The sequence below is a fragment of the Nocardioides sp. NPDC087217 genome, assembly GCF_044744805.1.
Classification (GTDB): domain Bacteria; phylum Actinomycetota; class Actinomycetes; order Propionibacteriales; family Nocardioidaceae; genus Nocardioides.
On the sequence record NZ_JBIUZB010000012.1, the window covers coordinates 35577 to 58759 of the forward strand.

Here is a 23183-nt window from a genome sequence, read left to right on the forward strand (position 1 = left end):
CCGCTACCCCTCGTGTCCGGCGACGACGGCGCGGGTGTGCGCAAGGGCGTGCTCGCGCAGGGTGGTGCCGCCTCCAGTGACGATGCCGATGCTGAAGCCGTCCCACATCGCGCGCAGGCGTTCGGAGACGGCCTCACGGTCGGGCACCTCCGGGAGCGCCGCGGCGAACAGCCGGACCAGGTCGGCGTGCCACTCGTCGTCCATCGCGCGCTGCGCGGCGGCGAGCTCGGAGTCGTACGGCGCCCGTGCCCACAGCTCGAGCCAGAGGAGCCAGCGCGGGTCACGCTCGTCGAGGGCGAGGTAGACGTCGGTGAAGGAGACCAGCGCGTCGACGCCTCCGGAGCCGTCCTTCTCGGCCTTCTCCAGGATGGGCGCTCGCTGTGCTGCGTACTCGTTCTCGCTCCATCGCAGGGTCTCGAGAAGCAGGCCGTTGCGGGTGCCGAAGTAGTAGAGGAGGTGGCCTCCGCTGGTGCCGAGCCGGGCAGCGAGGGAAGCCATCGTCACCTTGGCGAGCCCCTGCTCGGCCACCATCTCCAGAGTGGTCGCGAGCACCTGCTCGCGCGGTCGTTCCAGGCGTCTGTTGGAGCGTGTGCGCGTCACCTCGACAGTGTCTCCTTGTGCTCGCTCGGTGAAATCTTCGGTCCCACCCCTTGACTCTAGCGGTGATCTGGGTCACTTTGAATGCCGTTCAAAGTTTTGTACAGCGTTCAAAACACGCTGTACCCTCATCACAAGGAGACCCGCGATGATCGAATCCATGCAGGTGAGCCCCGACGGGGTGAAGCCGGCGCAGGAACGGCGGCGGCTCGCGCGGGTGCTCGGACCCGGCGCCGCGGTCCTGCTGGTGCTGTCGTGCATCACGCCCGCCTCGAGCCTGTTCATCATCGTCCCGGAGCTCTTCGCGACCCAGGGGAGCGGCGCGGTGCTGGCCGTCGTCGCCGGCTTCGCGGTCTCGATCGCGATCGCCGCGTGCTACGCCGAGCTCGGCACCCGCACCGCCAGCTCCGGCGGTGAGTACGCGATGGTCACCCAGACCCTCGGCAAGTCGATGGGCTGGCTGACGTTCTCCCTGGCGGGCGTGCTGCTCTGGCTGATCCCGCCGATCTTCGCCCTCGGCACCGCCGACTACCTGGCCGACCTGGTGGAGCTGCCGCGGGCCGCGACCGGTGCGATCGTGATGCTCCTCTCGACCGCGACCGCGATCCTCAACATCAAGGCCAACGCCGTCGTCACCGGCACCTTCCTCGCCCTCGAGATGATCGCGGCCGCCGTCGTCGTCGTGCTCGGGCTCGGCCACGTCCAGCGCGGTCCCGGCGAGCTGGTCTCGCCGCACGTCATCGGTGAGAACGGCCTGGAGCCCTTCACCCTGGCGATCCTCATCTCCGGTCTCGCCGTGAGCACGTTCCTGGTCAGCGGCTTCGGCACCACCGTCTACCTCTCCGAGGAGATCGTCGACCCGCGTCGCAACGTCGCCCGCGTCATCTTCTGGACCCTCGGCCTGGGTGGCCTCGTCATCCTCATCCCGACCGTGACCACGGTCCTCGCGGTCGACGACCTCAGCGATCTCGCGTCCGGCAACTTCTCCCAGTGGGTCGCCGCCTGGGGTGGCGAGCGCGTCGCGGTCGCCGTGAACGTCGCCATCGCCATCGCGATCCTCAACGCCGTCATCGTGATGGTGCTGCAGAACGCGCGGGTCGTCTACGCCTCCGCGCGCGACCGCTCCTGGCCGGCACCGGTCAACAACGTGCTGACCAGGCTGCACCCCCGCTACGCCACCCCGTGGCTCGCGACCCTCGTCATCGGCATCCCCGGAACGATCCTGGCGGGTGCCGTCGAGATCGAGTCTCTGCTCGGCGTGACCTCGGTGGTCATGTCCACGATGTACGTCGTGGTCGCGATCGCCGCCCTCCGCGCGCCTCGACTGGCACCGGCTGCCGAGAGCTGGAGGATGCCGTTGTGGCCGTTGCCCCCGCTGGTCGTCATCGGTGCGATCGGCTACGCGCTGGCCGGCTCCGCGCGGATGGACGTCCTGATCACGGCCGGCGTCGTGGTCGCCGCCCTCGCCTACTACTACGTCTACCTCGCCCGCCGACCGGGCGAGCGGTTCCTGGTCGTCGACCCGACCGAGGACTGAGTACGACCGACGTATCCAGAGAAACGAACGAGAGAGAAGAAGCCATGGCTCGCTACGGAACCCAGTTCGGCCCCGACATCACCTTCCTGGGTGTCGACCGGTGCGACTGGGCCGACCCCGCGACGTACGAGGGGGCCGATGTGGTCATCCTCGGTGCCCCCTTCGATGGAGGTACGTCGCACCGGTCGGGCACCCGGTTCGGCCCGCAGTTCATCCGGCAGACCTGCTACCTGGCCCACGACGGGTCGCGGCCCTCGCTCGCGATGCGGGTCGACGCGCTCAAGGATCTTCGCGTGCTCGATGCGGGCGACGTGGAGATGTTCTCCGGCGACGCCGAGCGCTCGGTGCGCGACCTGCAGGAGGCCGTCCACGCCGTGACGAGCAACGGTGCCATCCCGCTGGTGCTGGGCGGCGACCACACGATCGCCTGGCCCGACGCCGCCGGCGTCGCCCAGCACCTGGGCCAGGGGCGCGTCTCGATGATCCACTTCGACGCCCACGCCGACACCGGCGACATCGAGTTCGGCTCGCTGATCGGGCACGGCCAGCCGATGCGCCGGCTCATCGAGTCCGGTGCGCTGCGTGGCGACCGGTTCCTGCAGATGGGGCTGCGTGGCTACTGGCCCGAGCCCGAGACGCTGGACTGGATGGCCGAGCAGGGCATGCGGTCCTACGAGATGACCGAGATCGTGCACCGCGGCCTGGAGGAGTGCCTGACCGAGGCCTTCACCATCGCCACGGACGAGTGCGACGGGGTGTTCCTCTCGGTCGACATCGACGTCTGCGACCCGGGCCACGCGCCCGGCACCGGCACCCCCGAGCCGGGTGGCCTGACCGCGCGTCAGCTGCTCGACTCGGTCCGCCGGATCGCCTACGAGCTGCCGGTGGTCGGCATCGACGTCGTCGAGGTCTCCCCGCCGTACGACCACGCCGACATCACCTCGTTCCTCGCCAACCGGGTCGTCCTCGAGGCGCTCTCCGGTATTGCCCGCCGCAAGCGCGACGAGGCCGACGGGACCCGCTGGGACCCGAGCCTCCCGCTGCTCGCCCAGCGTCCCGACCGCCGCCCCGACCAGCGCCCGACCGACAACCAGGAGAACTGACATGACCACCCACGACGTGATCGTGGTCGGCGCCGGCGTGACCGGCCTGACCGCGGCCTGGCGACTGGCCCAGGCAGGCCAGGACGTACTCGTCCTGGAGGCGCGCGACCGTGTCGGCGGCCGGCTGCGTACCGAGGCGCACGGTGCGCCCGGGGAAGAGGCCGATTTCGAGATCGGCGGCCAGTGGGTCTCGCCGGACCAGGACGCCCTGATCGGGATCCTCGACGAGCTCGGCCTGCCGACCTACCCGCGCTTTCGTGAGGGCGAGTCGCTCTACGTCGACAAGGCGGGTGTGGCGCATCGCTTCGGCGACGAACTGCCGGTCGGCGAGGGCACCTCGGCCGCCATCGCGCAGCTTACCAAGACGCTCGACGCGCTGGCCGCGGCCATGGACCCGGCCCGGCCGTGGGAGCTCGACGACGCCGACCACCTCGACAGCATCTCGTTCCGGGCCTGGCTTGAGCAGCAGTGCGACGACCCGGTCGCCGTCGACAACGTCGCCCTCTACATCGGGCCGGCGATGCTGACGAAGCCCGCCCACTCTTTCTCCGCGCTCCAGGCCGTGCAGATGGCCGCCAGCGCGGGGTCGTTCAGCAACCTCGTCGACGCCGACGTGATCCTCGACCGCCGAGTCGTCGGCGGCCTGCAGCGGGTGCCGCTGACGCTGGCCGAGCGGCTGGGCGATCGCGTCCGGCTCGGCCAGGACGTCACCCACATCGAGTGGGACGAGGACGGTGCCGTCGTCCACGTCGGCAGCGAGATCCATGCCGCCCACCGGCTGGTACTCGCGGTGCCGCCGACCCTGGTCAAGCGGATCCGGTTCAGCCCCGAGCTTCCGGCCGAGCACCGGATCGCCCGCGAGCACCAGTCGTTCGGGCTGGTCATCAAGGTGCAGGCGCAGTACGAGACGCCGTTCTGGCGTGCCGACGGTCTCAGCGGCACCGGCTTCGCTCCTTGGCAGCTGGTCCACGAGGTCTACGACAACACCCCCGAGGGCGAGCAGCGCGGGACGCTGGTCGGCTTCGTCTCCGACGAGCGCGCGGACACGGTCGGCCGGCTCTCCGACTCCGAGCGACGCCGTCAGGTGCTCGGGTCGCTGGCGGCGTACTTCGGGGACGCGGCGCTCGAGCCGCTCACCTTCGTCGAGAGCGACTGGCAGCACCAGGAGCTCACCGGCGGTGCATACGGGACGAGCTTCGACCTGGGTGGCCTGACCCGCTGGGGCGCGGTGCTGCGCGAGCCGCTCGGGCCGATCGAGTTCGGCAGCAGCGACGTCGCCGGCCACGGCTTCCAGCACGTCGACGGAGCCGTACGTGTGGGCGAGGAGATCGCTCGCCGGATCGGCGGCCGCTGACCGAAAGGTCTGTCAGAGGTCTGCGCGGATGCAACGTGATCGCAGCGAAGCGGCACCTAGCCTCCGACCGGGCGCGCTCATCGTGGGGGTGAGCGCGCCACCCCTCGAGAAAGGTCCACCCTTCGTATGCGCCTCCTCCTCATGGGACCTCCCGGTGCCGGCAAGGGCACCCAGGCCGCCGTCATCGCCGAGCGGTTCGCCGTGCCGGCGATCTCGACCGGCGACATCTTCCGGACGAACGTCGTCCAGCAGACCACGCTGGGCGTGGCGGCACAGACCTACATGGACGCGGGCGAGTATGTCCCGGACGAGATCACCAACGCCATGGTCGCCGACCGCCTCGCCGAGCGTGACTGCGCCGACGGGTTCCTCCTCGACGGGTATCCGCGCACCCCGCAGCAGGTCGTCGAGCTCGACTCGCTCCTCGAGCTCTCCGGCGCCGGGCTCGACGCGGTGGTGCTGCTCGAGGCGGACCCCGACGAGCTGGTGAGCCGGCTCCTGGCCCGGTCCGAGGAGCAGGGCCGGGCCGACGACACAGAGTCGGTCATCCGCCGGCGGCTGGAGGTGTACGCCGCCGAGACCGGTCCGCTCGCCGCCGGCTATGCGGAGCGCGGCCTGCTCGCGAGAGTGGACGGGCTGGGCCCGGTCGACGAGGTCACCGAGCGGATCCTGACCGTGCTGACGTCGGCGGCCGCTCAGCGGACGGCGACCTCGGCGCCGTAGCGCTCGACGCAGAAGGCCGAGAGCCGCTCGGCCAGGCCGGCGAGCGCCTCGGCGGCGTGGTGCTGGGGGTCCCAGGCTGCGTACAGCCTGATCCGCACCCGGCCTGCCGGTGCCTCGATGTGCAGGGGCACCAGCCCGAACCGGGGGTCGTCGGAGACGACCGCGATCCCTCGGCCCGAGGCCGCGAGCGCCTGAGCGACCTGGGCGTTGGACACCTCGAGGACGTCGCCGTAGCCCACGGCGGCGTCCTCGACCGCTGCGTCCAGGAGCGGACGCGGACGCAGGTCCTCGGTGAGGAGCACGAGCGACCGCGTCACCAGATCGCGTACGTCCACGGACCCCCGCCCGGCCCACGGATCGTCGGCGCGGACATAGGCCCACACCGGCAGCACGGCGAGCGCGCGCGAGGCCAGCGACCGGGCCGGCGGCCGCGTGACGATCGCCAGGTCGGCGCCGGCGCGGACGGCGGCGACCGCGCCACGCGGATCCAGCTCGCGGACCATCGCGACGGGGTCCTCGGGCCCGAGCGTCGCCAGGAACGGCGCGAGCACATCGGTGAGCGTCGTGGTGGGCACGGCGAGATGGAGCTCGTCGAGCCGCCCGGAGGCGAGCACGCCGACCGCGCGCTCGAGGTCGTCGGCGTGCGCGAGCAGGTCCCGGGCGCGGGGGAGGAGATCCTCGGCCGTGCGGGTGAGACGCAGCCGCCGTCCCTCCCTCGCGAACAGCGGAACACCCAGGTTCGTCTCGAGCTGGCGCAGCTGGCGCGACAGCACCGGCTGGGTCACGTGCAGCACCTCGGCGGCGCGGGTCGCCGAGCCCGCGTCGGCGGTGGCGACGAAGTAGCGCAGCAGCCGCAGATCCATGCTCACGAGACATGATTGTAGTAGTCAAAAGGTCTTGGACGACATGTGTTGCCGAGGCTCATGCTGAAGCCATGACCGAGTCCTCGACCCTCGAACAGTCCCGTCTCCTGCGTACGCCGCTTCCCGGCCCGCGCTCCCAGGAGCTCATGGCCCGCAAGGTGTCGGCCGTGAGCCAGGGCGTGGCCACGACCATGCCCGTCTTCGCCGCGCGCGCGGCCGGCGGGATCGTCGAGGACGTCGACGGCAACCGCTTCATCGACCTCGGCTCCGGCATCGCGGTGACCACCGTCGGCTCCAGCGCCGCCAAGGTGGTCGAGGCGGTCTCCGACCAGGTGGCGGCCTTCACGCACACCTGCTTCATGGTCACGCCATACGAGGGCTACGTGGCCGTCGCCGAGCAGCTCGCCCGGCTCACCCCCGGCGACCACGAGAAGCGCACCGCGCTGTTCAACTCCGGCTCCGAGGCCGTCGAGAACGCGGTCAAGATCGCCCGCTCGTTCACCGGCAAGGACGCGGTCGTCGTCTTCGACCACGCCTACCACGGGCGCACCAACCTCACCATGGCGATGACCGCGAAGAACATGCCCTACAAGCACGGCTTCGGGCCGTTCGCGGGCGAGGTCTACCGGGCGCCGATGTCCTACCCGTTCCGCGACGCCGCCGAGATCGACGGCAAGCTGGCGGCGGCCCGGGCCACCTCCCTGATCGAGACGCAGGTGGGCGCCGAGAACCTCGCCGCCGTTGTGATCGAGCCGGTCCAGGGCGAGGGCGGATTCATCGTCCCGGCGCCGGGCTTCCTCTCCGCACTGGCGGACTGGTGCCGCGCCAACGACGTGATCTTCGTGGCCGACGAGGTGCAGTCCGGCTTCGGCCGCACCGGCACCTGGTTCGCCGTCGAGCACGACGACGTCGTCCCGGACCTGGTGGTCAGCGCCAAGGGCATCGCCGGCGGCCTGCCGCTCTCCGCGGTGACCGGTCGCGCCGACGTCATGGACGCCGTCCACCCCGGCGGTCTGGGCGGCACCTACGGCGGCAACCCGCTCGCCTGCGCCGCCGCACTGGCCGTGATCGAGACCATCGAGGCCGAGGACCTGCTCACCCGGGCCCGCGAGATCGAGACGCGTCTCCTCGGAAAACTCCGTGACCTGCAGGCGAGCGACCCGCGCATCGGTGACGTACGCGGCCGGGGCGCGATGATCGCCGCCGAGTTCGTCGACCCGGCCACCGGCAACCCGGACGGCGCGGTGGCGAAGGCCGTCGCCGCCTACGCTCACAGCCAGGGTGTCATCACCCTGACCTGTGGCACCTGGGGCAACGTCATCCGCTTCCTGCCCCCGCTGAGCATCTCCGACGAGCTGCTCGACGAGGCCCTGGACGTACTCACGACCGCACTCGAGGAGACCAAGTGACCACCAGCATCGAGACCAGCTACCTCGACTCCCTCGAGCCCGGCAGCGGGGTCCTCGTCGGCGGCCGGTGGCGTCCGGGCACCGCCGGCGTCTTCGCGGTCGAGAACCCCGCCACCCGCGAGCTCGTCGCCGACGTCGCCGACGGCAGCACGGAGGACGCGACCGCGGCCGTCGACGCGGCCGCCGCGGCGCTCCCGGAGTGGTCGGCCCTGCCGCCGCGCACCCGCAGCGACCTGCTCAGCCGGGTACGCGACCTGATGCTGCGCGATGCCGACGAGCTCGCCGCCCTGATCGCGCTCGAGAACGGCAAGTCCCTCGCCGACGCCCGCGGCGAGGTCGTCTACGCCGCCGAGTTCTTCCGCTGGTACGCCGAGGAGGCCGTGCGCCCGCACGGCGACTTCGGGTCCTCGCCGGCCGGTGGCACCCGCACCATCGTCACCCACAAGCCGGTGGGCGTGGCCGCCCTCGTGACGCCGTGGAACTTCCCGGCCGCGATGGCCACCCGCAAGATCGCTCCGGCCCTCGCGGCCGGCTGCACCGTCGTGCTCAAGCCCGCCGCCGAGACGCCGCTGACGGCCCTCGCGGTCGCCCGGCTGATCGCCGAGGCAGGCGTGCCGGAGGGCGTCGTCAACGTGGTCCCCGGAACGGACGCTGCCGGCATCGTCAGCACCTGGCTCGCCGACTCGCGGGTCCGCAAGATCTCCTTCACCGGCTCGACCGGCGTCGGCCGCATCCTGCTCCGCCAGGCCGCCGACCGGGTCGTGAACACCTCGATGGAGCTCGGCGGCAACGCGCCGTTCGTGGTGACCTCCTCGGCGGACATCGACGCCGCGGTCGAGGGCGCGATGGTCGCCAAGTTCCGCAACGGGGGACAGGCCTGCACCGCGGCCAACCGGCTCTACGTCCACGCCGACGTCGCCGAGGAGTTCACCGCCCGCCTCGGCGCGGCCGTGGAGGCGCTCCGCGTCGGCCCCGCCGAGCAGGGCAGCGACATCGGCCCGCTCATCTCCGCGAAGGCGTACGCCACCGTCACCGGCCTCGTCGACGACGCCGTGGCCGCGGGAGCCGTGATCGCCCACCGCACCGAGATCCCGCAGTCCGAGGGCTACTTCTACCCGCCGACGGTCCTGACCGGCGTAGCGGCCGACTCGCCGCTGCTGCGCGAGGAGATCTTCGGGCCGGTGGCCCCGATCGTGGTCTGGAACGACATCGAAGAGCTGCTGGCCTCCGTCAACGACACCGAGTTCGGCCTGGCGGCGTACGTCTTCGGCGAGATGGGCGAGGCGCTGCACGTGGCCGAGCGGATCGACGCCGGGATGGTCGGCGTCAACCGAGGCCTGGTCTCCGACCCGTCCGCGCCGTTCGGCGGGGTGAAGCAGAGTGGCATCGGGCGCGAGGGCGCGCGGGCCGGTCTGGAGGAGTACCTGGAGACGCAGTACCTCAGCGTCGCCTGGTGATCTGCGCCTCAGGAATTGGCCGAGCGCAGGCCCTATCCACGATGATGTGACCCAGGCCACCCGCACACCCTGCGGGTGGTCCCTCGGGACAGCCTCACCCGGCAGTCCCGGCACAACGCTCCAGACGGACCACCAGCGCCGCCCGGCAGATTGAGGAGTCACACCTATGACCGCAGTGTTCGAGCCCGGGACCTCGTTCGAGGCCTACGACCTGGCAGACCGCTATCGAGTCGGAGCCGGCCCGGTGTTGCTCACCGGGATCCAGGCGATCGCGCGGATGCTCGTCGAGCAGCGGGCCCTCGACCAGCGCCGCGGCCTGCGGACCGGCACCTTCATCTCCGGCTACCCGGGCAGCCCGCTCGGCGGTCTCGACCAGCTGCTGCTGGGTCTGCCGAAGGAGATGGCCGACGCCGACATCACCGTGGTCCCCGGCCTCAACGAGGAGCTCGCGGCCACCGCGGTGTGGGGTTCGCAGTCCGCGGTCACCCTCGACACCGAGCGCTACGACGGCGTCACCGGGGTCTGGTACGGCAAGGGTCCCGGCGTCGACCGTGCGCTCGACGCGATGCGCCACGCGAACATGTACGGTGCCCACCCCACCGGCGGCATGCTGATGCTGGTCGGTGACGACCCGGCCGCCAAGTCGTCCACCGTGCCGGCCGTGAGCGAGCGAACCCTGGCGAGCCTCGGCATCCCGGTGCTGTTCCCGCGCAACGCCTCCGAGATCGTCGAGTACGGCATGGAGGGCATCGCCCTCTCCCGCGCCTCCGGCTGCGTCGTCGCGCTCAAGATCGTCGCCGACGTCGCCGACGGCGCCTGGGTGGTCAACCCGGAGATCGGCGTCCTCGACCCGGTCACGCCCAAGACCGAGTGGGAAGGCGTCCCCTACACCTACGAGCCGACCAAGATCGAGCTCTTCCCCGACCGGATCGTCGGTGCCGAGGCGAAGCTCTACGGCCCCCGGATGAATGTCGTGAAGGCGTACGCCGCCGAGAACCGGCTCAACCGGATCGAGGTCAAGGCACCGAACGCCAAGGTCGGCATCGTCGCCTCCGGCTCGTGCTACGACTCGATGCGCCAGGGCCTGAAGGACCTCGGCCTCGACCACGACGACCTGATGGCCGCCGGGATCCGGGTGCTGCGCCTGGGCATGATGTGGCCGGTCGAGCCGACCATCGTCTCGGAGTTCGCCGACGGGCTCGAGGAGATCATCGTCGTCGAGGACAAGACGTCCTTCATCGAGCAGGGCATCCGCGAGATCCTCTACGGCGCTCCCTCCGCTCCCGTCATCGTCGGCAAGAAGGACCGCAACGGTGTCCCGCTGGTTCCGCTCGACGGCGAGCTGACCGCCGGCCGCCTGCTCGCGCCGCTGCGTCGTGCGCTGAAGGGCCACGCCCAGCTGAAGGCCGCCGGGCCCGCCCGGATCGACCTGCCGCTCCTCTCGACCTCGCGCACCCCCTACTTCTGCTCCGGCTGCCCCCACAACCGCTCGACCGCGCTCCCGGACGGGAGCCTGGGCGGCGGCGGCATCGGCTGCCACACCCTGGTGACCGCATCCCAGCGTGAGGACAGTGCGGTCGTCGGCATCACCCAGATGGGCGGCGAGGGCTCGCAGTGGATCGGGCAGGCGCCCTACAGCCACGCCGGTCACACGTTCCAGAACGTCGGTGACGGCACCTTCTTCCACTCCGCGCAGCTCGCCATCCAGGCGTGCGTCGCGGCCGGGGTGAACATCACCTACAAGCTGCTCCACAACGACGTCGTCGCGATGACCGGTGCCCAGAAGCGGCAGGGCGAGGTCGCGATGGCGCAGCTGACCCACAAGCTGATGAACGAGGGCGTCAAGGCGATCATCGTCGTCGCCGACGAGCCGAAGCGCTACCGCCGCGCCCACTTCCCCGCAGGCGTACGACTGTGGCACCGCGACCGCCTCGACGACGCCCAGCGGGAGCTGCGCGAGGTCGAGGGCGTGACCGTCCTGATCTACGACCAGCACTGCGCCGCTGACGCGCGGCGTCAGCGCAAGCGCGGCACGATCGAGGCCCGCAACACCCGGATCGTGATCAACGAGGCCGTCTGTGAGGGCTGCGGCGACTGCGGGGTGAAGTCCAACTGCCTCTCCGTGCAGCCGGTCGAGACCGAGCTGGGCCGCAAGACCCGCATCGACCAGACCTCGTGCAACACCGACTACACCTGCGTCGAGGGGGAGTGCCCCTCCTTCATGGCCGTCGAGACCGACCCGACCGCGAAGAAGGCGAAGAAGTCGACCCCCGAGCCGCCGACGGTGGCCGACCCGGGCTATGGCGAGTTGGAGCGGACGTACGGCGTCTTCATGGCCGGCATCGGCGGCACCGGCATCGTCACGGTCAACCAGGTGCTCGCCACCGCGGCGCTGCGCGCCGGCTTCGGCGTGGAGTCGCTCGACCAGGTCGGGATGAGCCAGAAGGCGGGCCCGGTGACGGCGCACCTGCGGTTCGGCCCGGGCTCGATCGACCCCTCCAACCGGGTCACCCCGGGGTCGGCCGACGCGCTGCTCGGCTTCGACCTGCTCACCCTGGCCGAGGGCAAGAACCTCGCCTACGGTGACCCGGCGCGTACCCGTGCGGTCGTGTCGACCAGCAAGACGCCGACCGGGCCGATGGTCTACGACAAGGACATCGCCTACCCGGCCGATGACGAGCTGCTAACCCGGGTCAACAGCGCGACGTCCTCGCTGCGTGCCTTCGACGCACTGGCGGCCGCGGAGACCCTCTTCGGCAGCACCGCCGCGGCCAACTTCCTGCTGGTCGGTGCCGCCTACCAGGCCGGCGCTCTTCCGATCCCCGCCGAGGCGATCGAGGAGGCCATCGGCATCAACGGGGTCGCGGTCAGCGCCAACGTCGCCGCCTTCCGCTGGGGCCGCGCCTCGGTGGCCGCGCCGGAGGAGTTCGCCAAGGTCACCGGCACCGCGACCGCTCCGGTCGAGCAGATCGCCGTGCCGGCTCTCGAGGCCGCGACGTTCGACGGCGAGGTGCGTCGCCTCGCCGAGTTCCGTGCCCCGAAGCTCGTCGCCTTCCAGAACCAGGCGACCGCCCGTGACTACGTCGAGACCGTCGACCGGATCTGGAACGCCGAGCGTGCGGTCACGGAGGACACCCGCTTCTCCGAGGCTGTCGCCCGCTACCTGTTCAAGCTCACCGCCTACAAGGACGAGTACGAGGTCGCCCGGCTGCTCACCGCGCCGGCCGCCCTCGACGGTGTCCGCGCCGAGGTCCAGGGCAAGATCAGCTTCAAGCTCTCCCCGCCGGTGTTCGGGGCGTTCCTGAAGGGCCGCAAGATGACCTTCGGGCCGCGCACCCACTTCATGCTCCGCCTGCTGGCGACCATGAAGTTCCTCCGCGGCACGGTCCTCGACCCGTTCGGTCAGGCCCACGTACGCCGCACCGAGCGGGCCCTCCTCGCGCACTACTCCGCGCTGGTCACCAGCCTCGCTGAAGACCTCACCGAGGAGTCCTACGCCCGGGCCGTCCGCCTCGCGGAGCTTCCGGACATGGTGCGGGGCTACGAGAACGTGAAGATGCGCAACGTCGAGGCCTACCGCGAGGCGCTCGCCGCCGAGGGGATCGACCTGACGGTCTAGAGCACCTGGTGGGTGCTGGCCGGACCGTCACCCACGCCGAACGCCTCTGCCAGCCTCGACGGCGCACCAGCGCTGTCGAGGCTGGCCTCCACCTTGCGGATGTTGCGCGCCGACGGGTAGGCGAAGTAGGCCATCAGCACCAGCGAGATGGCCCCACCGATGACGTACGTCATCAGCTGTCCCTCGGTGAGGACGAAGGCCAGGGCGAGAGAGACGAGCGCGACGACCTCGCTGAGGACGAGCCGCAGGATCATCGAGGTCTGGTGCTTCTGCAGGCCCTCGCTGGTCGCCTTCTCCGGCGAGGTCCCAGGCGTGATCGGAACGGCGCGGAAGCCGATCGCCGAGCACAGCACGGCCAGGACCACGCCGGCCGCGACCTGACCGCCGATGACGTACGCCGAGGGCAGCTGCAGATCGGCATCGGGGATGCTGAGCGCGACGATGACCCCCAGGCCCACGACCATGGTCATGAACGCGAGCGCCATCATCTGTGCCGTACGTGCCAGCGGTGCGGTCATCTGAGCTCCTCCTCGACGGGTGACGACACGCAACCTAGCCGACGGTGGCCCGTGCGTCAGGTGATGGCGTCGTGCGGCGCGGCGGGCTGCCCCACCCGCGAGCGGGTGATCAGGAAGCCGAAGGCGGTCGCGAGGACGTACATCACGATGCTGTAGACCGCGGCGGGGATCGCCACGGTCGTGTTGTCGAGCACGCTGAGCGCGATGGTGAGGGCGACGGTGGTGTTGTGGATCCCGACCTCCATCGAGGTGGCGATCGCCTGCGGCTGGCCGAGCTTGAACACCCGAGCGCCGAGGTATCCGAGGCAGAGGCTCGCGCAGCAGAACAGCGTCACGACCACACCGATCTCGCGGAGGTAGTCGGCGATGTTCTCCCGCTCCCCGAGGATCGCGCCGACCGAGACCATGACCAGTACGACGATCGAGAAGATCCGCACCGGACGATCCGCCCGTGCGGCGAACGTCGCCGACCGGCTCCGCACCAGCATCCCGATGCCGACCGGAACCAGCACGATGGCGATGACCTGGACGACCTTGCCGAACTGGAGGCCCAGGGTGTCGCCGGCGTCGAAGTAGGTGATCGCCGCGTTGGTGATCAACGGGATCGAGACCGCCGCAAGCACCGAGTTGACCGCGGTCAGCGTCACGTTGAGCGCGACGTCCCCACGGAACAGGTGGCTGAACAGGTTCGCCGTCGTCCCGCCCGGCGAGGCGGCCAGCAGCATGACCCCCACGGCGATCAGCGGATCCACGTCGGCTGCCACGACGAGCCCGAACGCGATCATCGGCAGGACCACGATCTGGAGCGTGAGCGCGACGAAGACGGCTCGCGGGGTGCGTACGACCCTGCGGAAGTCTCCCGGGGTCAGGCTCAGGCCAAGTCCGAACATGATGATGGCCAAGGCGATGGGGAGGCCGACCGAGAGCAGGGCCGAGTCGTTCACTGTGTTCCTCCAGCGTGCGGGGCAGCCGCCACGATCGGCCGTATGAGATGTGCGTCACAGTGGACCATGCGGAAGAGGTGAACCACAGTCTTATCCCGACATTTCGCCCCGCAAAGAACGTATCCCCTGTCGCGAGCGGCCTTCTCGGCTCGCGACAGGGGATGTGCGGTGAGCATCGCCGGGCTCAGGAGAGCTTGTCGGCGACCTGGTTGAGGTTGGCGCGGAGCTTGGCGCGGTAGGCGTCGTGCTGCTCGGGCAGCCGGGCGTCGCAGAAGGCGGCCAGGTCGGTCCCGGTGACCTCGATGACCGGGCGTCCGGCGGCGGCCTCGGTCTCGAACAGGTCGAGGATCTCGCGCAGGACCTCGACGATGTCCATGCCGTCGCCGGCGGTGAAGCGCCACAGGTAGCTCTTCATCTCGCCATAGACGGTGCGGTAGTCGGTGGGCAGTGCGGCGGCGCGGGCTTCCATGCGCTTCCAGTCCTTCTTGTCACCTACGAGGCGGCTGAGGATGTTGTTCATGGTGGTGCTCCTTCTTCGATGGTTTCGGGTCCCGTGTTCGGGTCGATGGAAGAAGCGTGCAGCCCTGACGCTGCGTCAAGGTCAAGGACCGATCGAAGGAAAAGTTCTCGGCGCTCGCGCCCAGGTCGTGAGATGGCCCGTCGGGCTTTGGTGAGGCGGCCTAGAGTCTACTAAATTACGTGACTATCGTAGTTTGATCCCATCCCTAGGAGGTCCGCGTGGAGCGGCTTCTCATCTTCGCTCTGGTCGGTCTCGCGGCCCAGGCTGTCGACGGTTCCCTCGGCATGGCGTACGGCGTCACCTCGAGCACCCTGCTGGTCGCGACTGGTGTCGCGCCGGCGGTCGCCTCGGCGTCGGTGCACCTGGCCGAGGTCGGCACCACGTTCGTCTCGGGTGTCTCGCACTGGAGGCTCGGCAACGTCGACTGGAAGGTCGTGGCCAAGATCGCGATTCCGGGCGGCATCGGCGCCTTCGCCGGCGCGACCGTCCTTTCGAGCCTTTCCACCGAGAGCGCGACGCCCTGGGTGGCTGGTCTCCTGCTCGTCCTGGGCGTCTACATCATCGCCCGCTTCGTCTTCGGCAAGCCGCCGGTCTTCATCCCGGGACGTCGCCCGGGGCTTGGTCTGCTCGCGCCGCTCGGTCTCTTCGGCGGCTTCATCGACGCCACCGGTGGCGGCGGCTGGGGCCCGGTGACCACGCCGACCCTGATCTCCAGCGGCACTCTGCACCCGCGCAAGGTGATCGGATCGGTCTCGACCGCCGAGTTCGTCACGACGCTCTCCGCGAGTGTCGGGTTCCTCGTCGGACTGGCCGGAGAGGCGCTCGACTGGCGCGTCATCGCCGGCCTCCTCATCGGTGGCGTGATCGCCGCCCCGTTCGCCGCCTACCTCGTCAAGCACCTCTCGCTGCCGGTTCTGGGCGGTCTCGTCGGCAGCATCATCCTGATCACCAACGGACGTACGCTGCTGCGCAACTTCGACGCCGAGTCGGTCGGTGCCTACGGCCTGCTCTTCGCCGTCGCCGCTGTCATCGTCGCCATCGCGGTGCGCAAGGCCGGCGGCAAGATCGCCCCGGCGCAGGAGCCGACGCCCGAGTCCGAGGCCGCCAACGCCTGAGTATCGGCATGCCGGCGACCTCGTGGCCGGTGGAAAGTTCTTCCGATGTCGATGTCGAAGGAGAACGATGTGGTTCGACGCACAGGTGTCGGCCACCGAGAAGCGGTGGCCCCGAACTGAGGAGCACATCATGCCGCGTTTCATGGGTTTCGTGAGGATGGAAGAGGGAAACGGCCCGGCGCCGGAGGCCCTGTACAAGGCGATGGACGACTACATCGGCGAGCAGGCGGCTGCCGGACACTTCCTCGACGGCGGCGGTCTCTACGGCAGCGAGGACTCGGTGAACTTCCTGGTGGAGAAGGGCGAGGTCACCCGGGTCGACGGTCCGTACGCCGAGGCCAAGGAGGTCGTCGGCGGGTGGGCGCTGACGCGCTACGACACCCTCGAGGAGGCGATCGCCGGGCAGCGGGAGTTCGCGCAGCTGCACGCGACGTACTGGCCGGAGTGCAAGATCGTCGCCACCCTGCGCCAGGTCTCCGAGGCCGACTAGACGCCTGCGAGGACGATGCCTCGGCGGTCGCTCAGGCGCCGCCGAGGTTCAGGGAGGCGTAGGTCTCCTTGACGAAGCGGAGGTGGCTCCAGGTCTGGACCTCACGGACGCCGTCGAGGTCGCGGATGTGGTCGAGGACCCCGACAAGGTCGCCGGAGGTGGCGGTGTGGACCGTGAGCAGGGCGTCGTAGCGCCCCAGGGTCCGGGCCACGAACGTGACCGAGGGGAGCCGGGCGAGCTGTTCGGCGATCGGACGGTGGGCGGCGCCGTCGAGACGGAGGCCGATGCCGGTCGCCGTACGCCGCTCCTGGCCCGAGTGACGCACGACGGCGCCGACCCGGACGACATTGCCGTCGAGCAGCCGGACCACGCGGCGCCGGGTGCCGGCGGGGGAGAGGCCGACGCTCGCGGCCAGGTCGACGAAGGAGGCGCGGCCGTTGGCCTGCAGCGCGCGCAGCAGGGCGTAGTCGGTCTCATCGAGCGTCCCGGCGGCGGGTGCGGGCCCGACCGGGGCGGCCACGTCGCGGACGACCTCGGTGTAGAGCAGGGTCTCGGTGGTGACGATGCCGTCGATCGCGCGCACCTCGGCGAGGGCGTCGTCGATCCGGCCGATGTCCTTCGCCCGCAGCTCGAGGACCAGGGCGTGCTGGCCGCTGGTCATCGAGACCAGGGTGGTGTCCTCGCGGGCCGCGGCGGCCTGCGCGACCTGGGTCGCGGAGCCGTCCACGGTGACCGAGACGTGGGCGAGCACGTCATGACCGAGAACGGCCGGGTGGACGACGCCGCGGACGTCGATGTGGCCCTCGGTCAGCAGCCGCTGGACCCGGGTGGCCGCGGCTGATCGGGAGAGGCCGACCTGGGCGGCGATCTCGCGGTGGGTGAGGCGACCGTCCTCCTCGAGCAGGACGAGAATCGCCTCATCGGTGCTGTCGAGGACCCCGGGCGTGATTTCGTTCGACATTTTTTGGGAGCGTCTCCAATGTCGGATCGATCCTCCAGGCGGTCGATCTGATGCCATTATGACGGATCTTCCGAGCCTGACCGGCATATCGACAGGTATTACGGCCAGGTTAAGAACGAAACGATTGCGGCGGCGTTCCGGATGCTCTTACAGTGACGCAGATCTCGGCCGACCCACAGACCCAGGAGGCCTCGGTGTCCACGGAACCGATCACCATCCCCTCAGCCACGCCGACCCCGCCCAAGGTCACCGAGGTCGAGCAGCACGGCGTCGAGCCGATTCCCGACCCCGAGCGCAGCGCCCGCCCGCTGGACCTGTTCCGGCTCACCTTCGGTGGTGCCAACACGATCGCCACCGTGGTGCTCGGCAGCTTCCCGATCCTCTTCGGGCTCTCCTTCGCCCACGGTCTGATGGCCACGCTGCTCGGGCTGCTGCTCGGCGCCGTCGTCCTCGCCCCGATGGCGCTGTTCGGCCCGCGCAACGGCACCAGCAACTCGGTCAGCTCCTCGGCCCACCTCGGCGTGCACGGCCGGATCGTCGGCTCGTTCCTCTCCCTGCTCACCGCGCTCGCGTTCTTCTCGATCTCGGTGTGGAGCTCGGGCGACGTGCTCGTCGGTGGCGCCAACCGCGCGGTCGGGCTGCCGGAGAACGACCTGACCCTGGCGCTGGCGTACGGCCTCTTCGCCGTGCTCGTCCTGGTCGTGTGCATCTACGGCTTCCGGTTCATGCTGCTGGTCAACAAGATCGCCGTGATCGCCGCGACGCTGCTGTTCCTGCTCGGCATCGTCGCGTTCGCCGGCGACTTCGACCCCGGCTACGCCGGTGCGTTCGGCTCCGGCTCGGAAGCGTTCGGCGAGCCCGGCTTCTGGGCGGCCTTCGTCGGGTCGGCGCTGATCGTGATGTCCAACCCGGTCAGCTTCGGCGCCTTCCTGGGTGACTGGGCCCGCTACATCCCGCGCGAGACCCCCGGACGCTCCTCGATGGCTGCCGCGTTCCTGGCGCAGATCGCCACCCTCGTACCGTTCTGCTTCGGACTGGTCACCATGACGATCATCGCCACCCGCGAGCCGGAGATCTTCGCCTCCGGTGCGTACGCCTCCGGCCTGCTCGCGATCGCGCCGGGCTGGTACTTCGCGCCGGTCGCCCTGATCGCACTGATCGGTGGCATGTCGACCGGCACCACCGCGCTCTACGGCACCGGCCTGGACTTCTCCAGCGTCTTCCCGCGCTTCAACCGCGTCCAGTCCACGGTGCTGATCGGGGTCTTCGCGACCGGCGTCATCTTCATCGGCCGCTTCGTCTTCGACGTGGTCTCCAGCATCTCCGCCTTCGCCGTCCTCATCATCAGCTGCACCGTCCCGTGGATGATGGTGATGATGATCGGCTGGTACGTCCGGCGCGGCTGGTACGACTCCGACTCGCTGCAGGTCTTCAACCGCCGTCAGCGCGGGGGCCGCTACTGGTTCGCCCACGGCTGGAACTGGCGCGGCCTGGCCGCCTGGCTGATCGCGGCCGCCGTCGCGCTGACCTTCGTGAACCTGCCCGGTCAGTTCGTCGGGCCGGCCGCCCCCCTGATCCCCGGCGGGGTCGATGTCTCCATCCCGCTCGGCATGGGTCTCGGCGCGCTGCTCTACCTCGGTCTGCTCTTCGCCTTCCCCGAGCCGCGGGACGCCTACGGCCCCGAGGGAGCCCGGCTGGTGCCCACCGGACCGCCCGCGAACACACCGGTCATCTCGGTCGACGACGGGCCGGCGCCCGCCGCCACTGTCGTCGGCTGAGCCGAACCACCCCGCAACACTCGCACCACGCAAGGAGAACCACCCATGCCCATCGGGCCCGTCGACGCCTCCAAGAACCCCCGCTATGCCGGCTTCGCGACGTTCGCGCGGCTGCCCCGCCTCGATCAGGTGGAGCGGGCCGACATAGCGGTCGTCGGAGTGCCGTTCGACACCGGCGTCTCCTACCGTCCGGGCGCCCGCTTCGGCCCGGCGCACGTACGGGAGTCCTCGCGGCTGCTGCGTCCCTACAACCCGGCGCTGGACGTCTCGCCGTTCGCCTCGGCCCAGGTGGTCGACGCAGGTGACATCGCGGCCAACCCCTTCCACATCGAGGAGGCGCTCGACACGGTGCAGGCCTCGGCGCTCGAGCTCACCGCCGGCGGCACCAGGCTGGTGACGATCGGCGGCGACCACACCATCGCACTGCCGCTGCTGCGAGCCGCCGCCGAGCGGCACGGCCCGGTCGCGCTGGTGCACTTCGACGCCCACCTGGACACCTGGGACACCTACTTCGGGGCCGAGTACACCCACGGCACCCCGTTCCGGCGGGCGGTGGAGGAGGGCATCCTCGACACCGAGGCGCTGTGCCACGTCGGCACCCGCGGCCCGCTCTACGGCAAGAAGGACCTCGAGGACGACCGCCGCTTCGGCTTCGGGATCGTCACCTCCTCCGACGTCTTCCGGCAAGGCGTCGACGAGGTCGTCGAGAAGATCCGGAAGCGCGTCGGCACTCGGCCCGTCTACGTCTCGGTCGACATCGACGTCCTCGACCCGGCGCACGCCCCGGGCACCGGCACCCCCGAGGCCGGCGGGCTCACCTCCCGTGAGCTGCTGGAGATCCTGCGCGGTTTCGCCGGCCTGAACCTGATCGGCGCCGACGTGGTCGAGGTGGCCCCGGCGTACGACCATGCCGAGCTGACCGGCGTCGCGGCCTCGCACGTGGCCTATGACCTGGTCTCGCTGCTCGCGATGCGTAAGGCCGACGCGGAGCCCAAGGCAATTGGTACAGCGGGTCAGGCATGACGAGACGCAACGGCGGCGACGTCACCGTCGAGAGCCTGACCGCTCTCGGAGCGAGGCACGTGTTCGGCATCCCGGGCCAGCACGCGCTGGGTCTCTTCGACGCCATCCGCCGCAGCGACCTGACCTTCGTCTCCTCCCGGGTGGAGAACAACTCGGTCTTCGCGGCCGACGGCTACGCCCGGACGACCGGCCAGGTCGGGGTGGTGTTCTGCTCCACCGGACCGGGAGCACTCACCGCGTTGGGCGCGCTCCAGGAGGCGTACGCCGCCTGTGTCCCGATCCTGATGATCACCAGCCAGATCCCGCGTGACGGGCTCGGGGGTGCCTGCAAGGGCTACCTGCACCAGCTCGACGATCAGCAGGCCAGCGCCCGCAACGTCACCAAGACCACGGCCGTCGTCCGGGACGCGGCCGCCATTCCCGGCGTGCTCGCCGATGCGTGGGCCACCGCCCAGGAGACGCCGGCAGGGCCGGTGTGGGTCGAGATCCCGCAGGACGTCCTCCTCGAGGACGTCGCGGTGCCGCCGGTGACCGGTCTGACGGCGGCGGTGTGTGCGCCGCGTCGGCCTCGTCCGGAGATCGCTGCCGAGGCCGCACGGCTGCTGGCCGCTGCCGAGCGCCCGGTGATCCTCGCCGGGGGAGGCGTATGCCGCTCCGCGGGAGCGCCGCAGGCGCTGGTCGCCCTCGCCGAGTCCCTGGACGCGCCGGTGGTCTCGACCTCCGGGGGCAACGGCTCGATCCCGCTCGCGCACCCGCTGAGCGCGGGCGCGTGGATCGAGGACCGGTTCACCACCGACCTGCTCGACGACGCGGACGTCCTGCTCGCGGTCGGCACCTCCTTCGGCGAGGTGACCAGCAACTACGGCACCTTCGCCCCGCGCGGCCGGGTGATCCAGGTGGACGCCGAAGCCCGTGTGCTCGGCTCGAACCACGACGTGCTCGGCGTCCATGCCGATGCCGCCGCGGCTCTCGCCGACCTGGCCGCGGCGCTTCCCGGCGCCGGCTCCGAGCTGGGCCCGAGGCGATCCGGTGCCCGGGTCGCCCAGGAGCTGCGTACCCGGGTACAGGCCCGGCTCGACACCCAGGACCTTGCCGCCGAGCAGCGGCTGCTCGCCGATCTGCGTGCGGCCGTGCCCGACGACACCGACACCTTCTGGGACATGACCATCGCGGCGTACTGGGCCTGGTCGGCCTGGGACCCACGCTCCGGCGGCTTCCACACCGCGCAGGCGTCGGGCGGTCTCGGGCCGGCCTTTCCCTCCGCGATCGGCGCAGCCGTCGGGACCGGGCGGCGTACGTTCGCGGTCACCGGCGACGGTGGCGCGATGTACTCCATCGCCGAGCTCGCCACCGCCCGCCAGCACGACGCCGAGGTCACCTGGCTGATCATCGACGACGGCGGCTACGGGATCCTGCGCGAGTACATGACCGGGGCCTTCGGCGCTGCCACAGCCACCGAGCTCGCCCGTCCCGACTTCGTCCTCCTCGCCCAGGCGTTCGGTATCCCCGTACACGCCGCGACCCCCGAGACCGTCGGCGAGATCGTCGCCGGCACCTTCACCACCGGCGGCCCCGCCGTGGTGGTCCTTCCGACGACCCTCCGCATGTTCGCCGCCACCTGACCGCCCACCTCGATCTGGAGCCCCCACATGGATCTCACCATCATCGTCATCTACCTCGCCGCCATGGTCGCCTTCGGCTGGTGGGGCAAGAGCCGGACCCAGGACAGCTCCGACTTCCTCGTCGCCGGCCGCAGGTTGGGTCCGGTGCTCTACACCGGCACCATGGCCGCGGTCGTCCTCGGCGGTGCCTCGACCGTCGGCGGCGTCGCGCTCGGCTACGAGTACGGCATCTCCGGGGCCTGGCTGGTCGCGGCGATCGCGTTCGGCGTCCTGGCGCTGAGCCTGTTCTTCGCCGGCAGGATCCAGCGGCTGCGGATCTTCACCGTGGCCCAGATGCTGGCACTGCGCTACGGCGTCGGAGCGACTGCGGCCTCGGGTGTGGTCATGATGGCCTACACCCTGATGCTCACCGTCACCTCCACGATGGCGTACGCGACCGTGTTCAACGTCCTCTTCGGCACCGACCGGGTCGTCTCCATCCTGATCGGCGGCGTCATCGTGGTGATCTACTCCAGCATCGGCGGGATGTGGTCGATCACCCTGACCGACATGGTGCAGTTCGCGCTGAAGACCATCGGTGTCTTCTTCCTGCTCCTGCCCTTCACCTGGAACCACGCCGGCGGCCTGGACGGGATCAAGGCCCGCGCCGCGGACTCGGTCTTCGACCTCGGTGCGATCGGCACGGGGACGATCATCACCTACGTCGTCGTCTACACCTTGGGCATGCTGATCGGGCAGGACATCTGGCAGCGGGTCTTCACCGCCCGCTCGCCGCAGGTGGCGCGCTGGGGCGGCACCGCGGCCGGTGTCTACTGCCTGCTCTACGGTGTGGCCGGCGCGCTGATCGGTGCCGCGGCCTCCACCTTCATCACCGTCGACAACCGCGACGACGCCTACGCCACCATCGCCGAGTCGATCCTCCCTGTCGGCATCAGCGGCCTGGTGCTCGCCGCCGCGGTCGCCGCGATGATGTCGACCGCCTCAGGTGCGCTGATCGCGACGGCGACCGTGGCGCGCACGGATGTACAGCCGCTGCTCGCCCGACTCCTCGGACGCAACCCGGCGCGGGTCCAGGACGAGGCGGAGAACCCCGAGCACGACGTGCTCGCCAACCGGATCTACGTCGTCGTGATCGGCCTCGTTGTCGTCGTCATCTCGTCCCTTCTCAACGATGTCGTCTCGGGTCTGACGATCGCGTACGACATCCTCGTCGGTGGTCTGCTGGTCCCGATCCTCGGTGGCTTCCTGTGGCGCCGCGGGACCGGCGCCGGCGCGGTGACGGCGATGGTCGCCGGCACCGTCGCCACGCTGGCGACCATGGCGATCGTCGGCGACGTGCTCGCCAACGAGCCGGTCTACGCGGGCCTCGCCGCCAGCGCCGTGGCGTACGTCGTCGTCAGCCTGCTCACCCGGCCGACCGACCCAGCGGTGATGCGGGAGTGGACCAGCCGGCTCGCGGGCGAGGAGGTCCCCGGTGCGCCCCGTGGCGTCGCGACGACCGGGATCGTGGAGTAGGGACGCCGCCCGCGAAAGAGCGTTCAAGTGACCCG

At 70.5% G+C, this 23183-nt stretch carries 19 protein-coding genes; 13 read left to right on the top strand and 6 right to left on the bottom strand.

Annotated features, from left to right (window positions below; genetic code table 11):
* Positions 1–3 precede the first annotated feature (3 nt).
* Entirely contained in the window at positions 4–600 is a 597-nt protein-coding gene (locus tag ACIO3S_RS28575) for a TetR/AcrR family transcriptional regulator (RefSeq protein WP_400470003.1), read from the bottom strand.
* Between the two features lie 145 nt (positions 601–745).
* On the opposite strand from ACIO3S_RS28575, the gene ACIO3S_RS28580 reads away from it, so the two are divergent.
* The 4 genes from ACIO3S_RS28580 to ACIO3S_RS28595 all read left to right on the top strand — a co-directional run bounded on the left by ACIO3S_RS28580 (position 746) and on the right by ACIO3S_RS28595 (position 5314).
* Positions 746–2134, top strand: coding sequence for an APC family permease (locus ACIO3S_RS28580; RefSeq protein ID WP_400470006.1), 1389 nt, complete (start codon positions 746–748; stop codon positions 2132–2134).
* Between the two features lie 44 nt (positions 2135–2178).
* Complete coding sequence (gene speB, locus ACIO3S_RS28585) at positions 2179–3237, top strand: agmatinase (RefSeq protein ID WP_400470009.1); 1059 nt, start codon at positions 2179–2181, stop codon at positions 3235–3237.
* Between the two features lies 1 nt (position 3238).
* Positions 3239–4591, top strand: coding sequence for a flavin monoamine oxidase family protein (locus tag ACIO3S_RS28590; RefSeq protein ID WP_400470012.1), 1353 nt, complete (start codon positions 3239–3241; stop codon positions 4589–4591).
* A gap of 126 nt (positions 4592–4717) precedes the next feature.
* The gene (locus ACIO3S_RS28595) at positions 4718–5314 is read left to right on the top strand and encodes an adenylate kinase (RefSeq protein ID WP_400470015.1); all 597 of its coding nucleotides are present in this window, start codon (positions 4718–4720) and stop codon (positions 5312–5314) included.
* Here ACIO3S_RS28595 and ACIO3S_RS28600 read toward each other — a convergent pair.
* Complete coding sequence (locus ACIO3S_RS28600; protein ID WP_400470171.1) at positions 5287–6177, bottom strand: LysR family transcriptional regulator; 891 nt, start codon at positions 6175–6177, stop codon at positions 5287–5289. The two genes, ACIO3S_RS28595 and ACIO3S_RS28600, sit on opposite strands and share 28 nt — an antisense overlap.
* Positions 6178–6248: 71 nt before the next feature.
* Between ACIO3S_RS28600 and gabT the strand changes: the two genes are divergently transcribed.
* From gabT to ACIO3S_RS28615, 3 genes are all read left to right on the top strand, one after another.
* Positions 6249–7586 (top strand): 4-aminobutyrate--2-oxoglutarate transaminase, encoded by a 1338-nt coding sequence (gene gabT / locus ACIO3S_RS28605; protein WP_400470018.1) that lies wholly within the window; start codon positions 6249–6251, stop codon positions 7584–7586.
* The gene (locus ACIO3S_RS28610) at positions 7583–9043 is read left to right on the top strand and encodes an NAD-dependent succinate-semialdehyde dehydrogenase (protein WP_400470021.1); all 1461 of its coding nucleotides are present in this window, start codon (positions 7583–7585) and stop codon (positions 9041–9043) included. Before gabT ends, ACIO3S_RS28610 begins: the two co-directional genes overlap by 4 nt.
* A 166-nt stretch (positions 9044–9209) precedes the next feature.
* Complete coding sequence (locus ACIO3S_RS28615; protein WP_400470024.1) at positions 9210–12662, top strand: indolepyruvate ferredoxin oxidoreductase family protein; 3453 nt, start codon at positions 9210–9212, stop codon at positions 12660–12662.
* On the opposite strand, the gene ACIO3S_RS28620 is transcribed toward ACIO3S_RS28615, so the two are convergent.
* From ACIO3S_RS28620 to ACIO3S_RS28630, 3 genes are all read right to left on the bottom strand, one after another.
* Positions 12659–13180 carry a hypothetical protein gene (locus ACIO3S_RS28620; protein ID WP_400470027.1) on the bottom strand — a complete coding sequence of 174 codons (522 nt, stop codon included), beginning with the start codon at positions 13178–13180 and terminating at the stop codon, positions 12659–12661. The two genes, ACIO3S_RS28615 and ACIO3S_RS28620, sit on opposite strands and share 4 nt — an antisense overlap.
* A gap of 56 nt (positions 13181–13236) precedes the next feature.
* Entirely contained in the window at positions 13237–14124 is an 888-nt protein-coding gene (locus tag ACIO3S_RS28625; protein WP_400470030.1) for a bile acid:sodium symporter family protein, read from the bottom strand.
* Positions 14125–14308: 184 nt separating this feature from the next.
* Complete coding sequence (locus tag ACIO3S_RS28630) at positions 14309–14644, bottom strand: DUF1048 domain-containing protein (RefSeq protein ID WP_400470033.1); 336 nt, start codon at positions 14642–14644, stop codon at positions 14309–14311.
* Between the two features lie 218 nt (positions 14645–14862).
* On the opposite strand from ACIO3S_RS28630, the gene ACIO3S_RS28635 reads away from it, so the two are divergent.
* Together ACIO3S_RS28635 and ACIO3S_RS28640 are read left to right on the top strand one after the other, a co-directional pair.
* Positions 14863–15759 carry a sulfite exporter TauE/SafE family protein gene (locus tag ACIO3S_RS28635; protein ID WP_160022306.1) on the top strand — a complete coding sequence of 299 codons (897 nt, stop codon included), beginning with the start codon at positions 14863–14865 and terminating at the stop codon, positions 15757–15759.
* Between the two features lie 67 nt (positions 15760–15826).
* Entirely contained in the window at positions 15827–16249 is a 423-nt protein-coding gene (locus ACIO3S_RS28640) for a YciI family protein (RefSeq protein ID WP_400470036.1), read from the top strand.
* Between the two features lie 31 nt (positions 16250–16280).
* Here ACIO3S_RS28640 and ACIO3S_RS28645 read toward each other — a convergent pair whose 3' ends face one another.
* Positions 16281–17210, bottom strand: a complete 930-nt coding sequence (locus ACIO3S_RS28645; protein ID WP_400470039.1) for an Lrp/AsnC family transcriptional regulator — start codon at positions 17208–17210, stop codon at positions 16281–16283.
* A gap of 194 nt (positions 17211–17404) precedes the next feature.
* Here ACIO3S_RS28645 and ACIO3S_RS28650 point away from each other — a divergent pair, with 194 nt between their 5' ends.
* The 4 genes from ACIO3S_RS28650 to ACIO3S_RS28665 are packed head-to-tail and all read left to right on the top strand — an operon-like array spanning position 17405 to position 23148.
* The gene (locus ACIO3S_RS28650) at positions 17405–18988 is read left to right on the top strand and encodes a purine-cytosine permease family protein (protein ID WP_400470042.1); all 1584 of its coding nucleotides are present in this window, start codon (positions 17405–17407) and stop codon (positions 18986–18988) included.
* Positions 18989–19033: 45 nt separating this feature from the next.
* Positions 19034–20011: an agmatinase gene (gene speB / locus ACIO3S_RS28655; protein WP_400470045.1), complete on the top strand. Its 978-nt coding sequence runs from the start codon at positions 19034–19036 to the stop codon at positions 20009–20011.
* A complete protein-coding gene (locus ACIO3S_RS28660; protein WP_400470047.1) occupies positions 20008–21633 on the top strand; it encodes a thiamine pyrophosphate-binding protein in 1626 nt (541 codons plus the stop codon). The genes speB (ACIO3S_RS28655) and ACIO3S_RS28660 overlap by 4 nt, the downstream gene beginning before the upstream one ends.
* A gap of 27 nt (positions 21634–21660) precedes the next feature.
* Positions 21661–23148, top strand: coding sequence for a sodium:solute symporter (locus ACIO3S_RS28665; RefSeq protein ID WP_400470050.1), 1488 nt, complete (start codon positions 21661–21663; stop codon positions 23146–23148).
* Positions 23149–23183: the final 35 nt, after the last annotated feature.

Excerpts from the sequence above, each read along its gene's own strand:
- ACIO3S_RS28665 (WP_400470050.1), top strand. The coding sequence starts at position 21,661 with ATGGATCTCACCATCATCGTCATCTACCTCGCCGCCATGGTCGCCTTC.
- speB (WP_400470045.1), top strand. The coding sequence starts at position 19,034 with ATGCCCATCGGGCCCGTCGACGCCTCCAAGAACCCCCGCTATGCCGGC.
- gabT (WP_400470018.1), top strand. The coding sequence starts at position 6,249 with ATGACCGAGTCCTCGACCCTCGAACAGTCCCGTCTCCTGCGTACGCCG.
- ACIO3S_RS28640 (WP_400470036.1), top strand. The coding sequence starts at position 15,827 with ATGTGGTTCGACGCACAGGTGTCGGCCACCGAGAAGCGGTGGCCCCGA.
- ACIO3S_RS28600 (WP_400470171.1), bottom strand. The coding sequence starts at position 6,177 with ATGGATCTGCGGCTGCTGCGCTACTTCGTCGCCACCGCCGACGCGGGC.
- ACIO3S_RS28590 (WP_400470012.1), top strand. The coding sequence starts at position 3,239 with ATGACCACCCACGACGTGATCGTGGTCGGCGCCGGCGTGACCGGCCTG.
- ACIO3S_RS28660 (WP_400470047.1), top strand. The coding sequence starts at position 20,008 with ATGACGAGACGCAACGGCGGCGACGTCACCGTCGAGAGCCTGACCGCT.
- ACIO3S_RS28580 (WP_400470006.1), top strand. The coding sequence starts at position 746 with ATGATCGAATCCATGCAGGTGAGCCCCGACGGGGTGAAGCCGGCGCAG.
- ACIO3S_RS28630 (WP_400470033.1), bottom strand. The coding sequence starts at position 14,644 with ATGAACAACATCCTCAGCCGCCTCGTAGGTGACAAGAAGGACTGGAAG.
- ACIO3S_RS28615 (WP_400470024.1), top strand. The coding sequence starts at position 9,210 with ATGACCGCAGTGTTCGAGCCCGGGACCTCGTTCGAGGCCTACGACCTG.
- ACIO3S_RS28620 (WP_400470027.1), bottom strand. The coding sequence starts at position 13,180 with ATGACCGCACCGCTGGCACGTACGGCACAGATGATGGCGCTCGCGTTC.
- ACIO3S_RS28645 (WP_400470039.1), bottom strand. The coding sequence starts at position 17,210 with ATGTCGAACGAAATCACGCCCGGGGTCCTCGACAGCACCGATGAGGCG.
- ACIO3S_RS28595 (WP_400470015.1), top strand. The coding sequence starts at position 4,718 with ATGCGCCTCCTCCTCATGGGACCTCCCGGTGCCGGCAAGGGCACCCAG.
- speB (WP_400470009.1), top strand. The coding sequence starts at position 2,179 with ATGGCTCGCTACGGAACCCAGTTCGGCCCCGACATCACCTTCCTGGGT.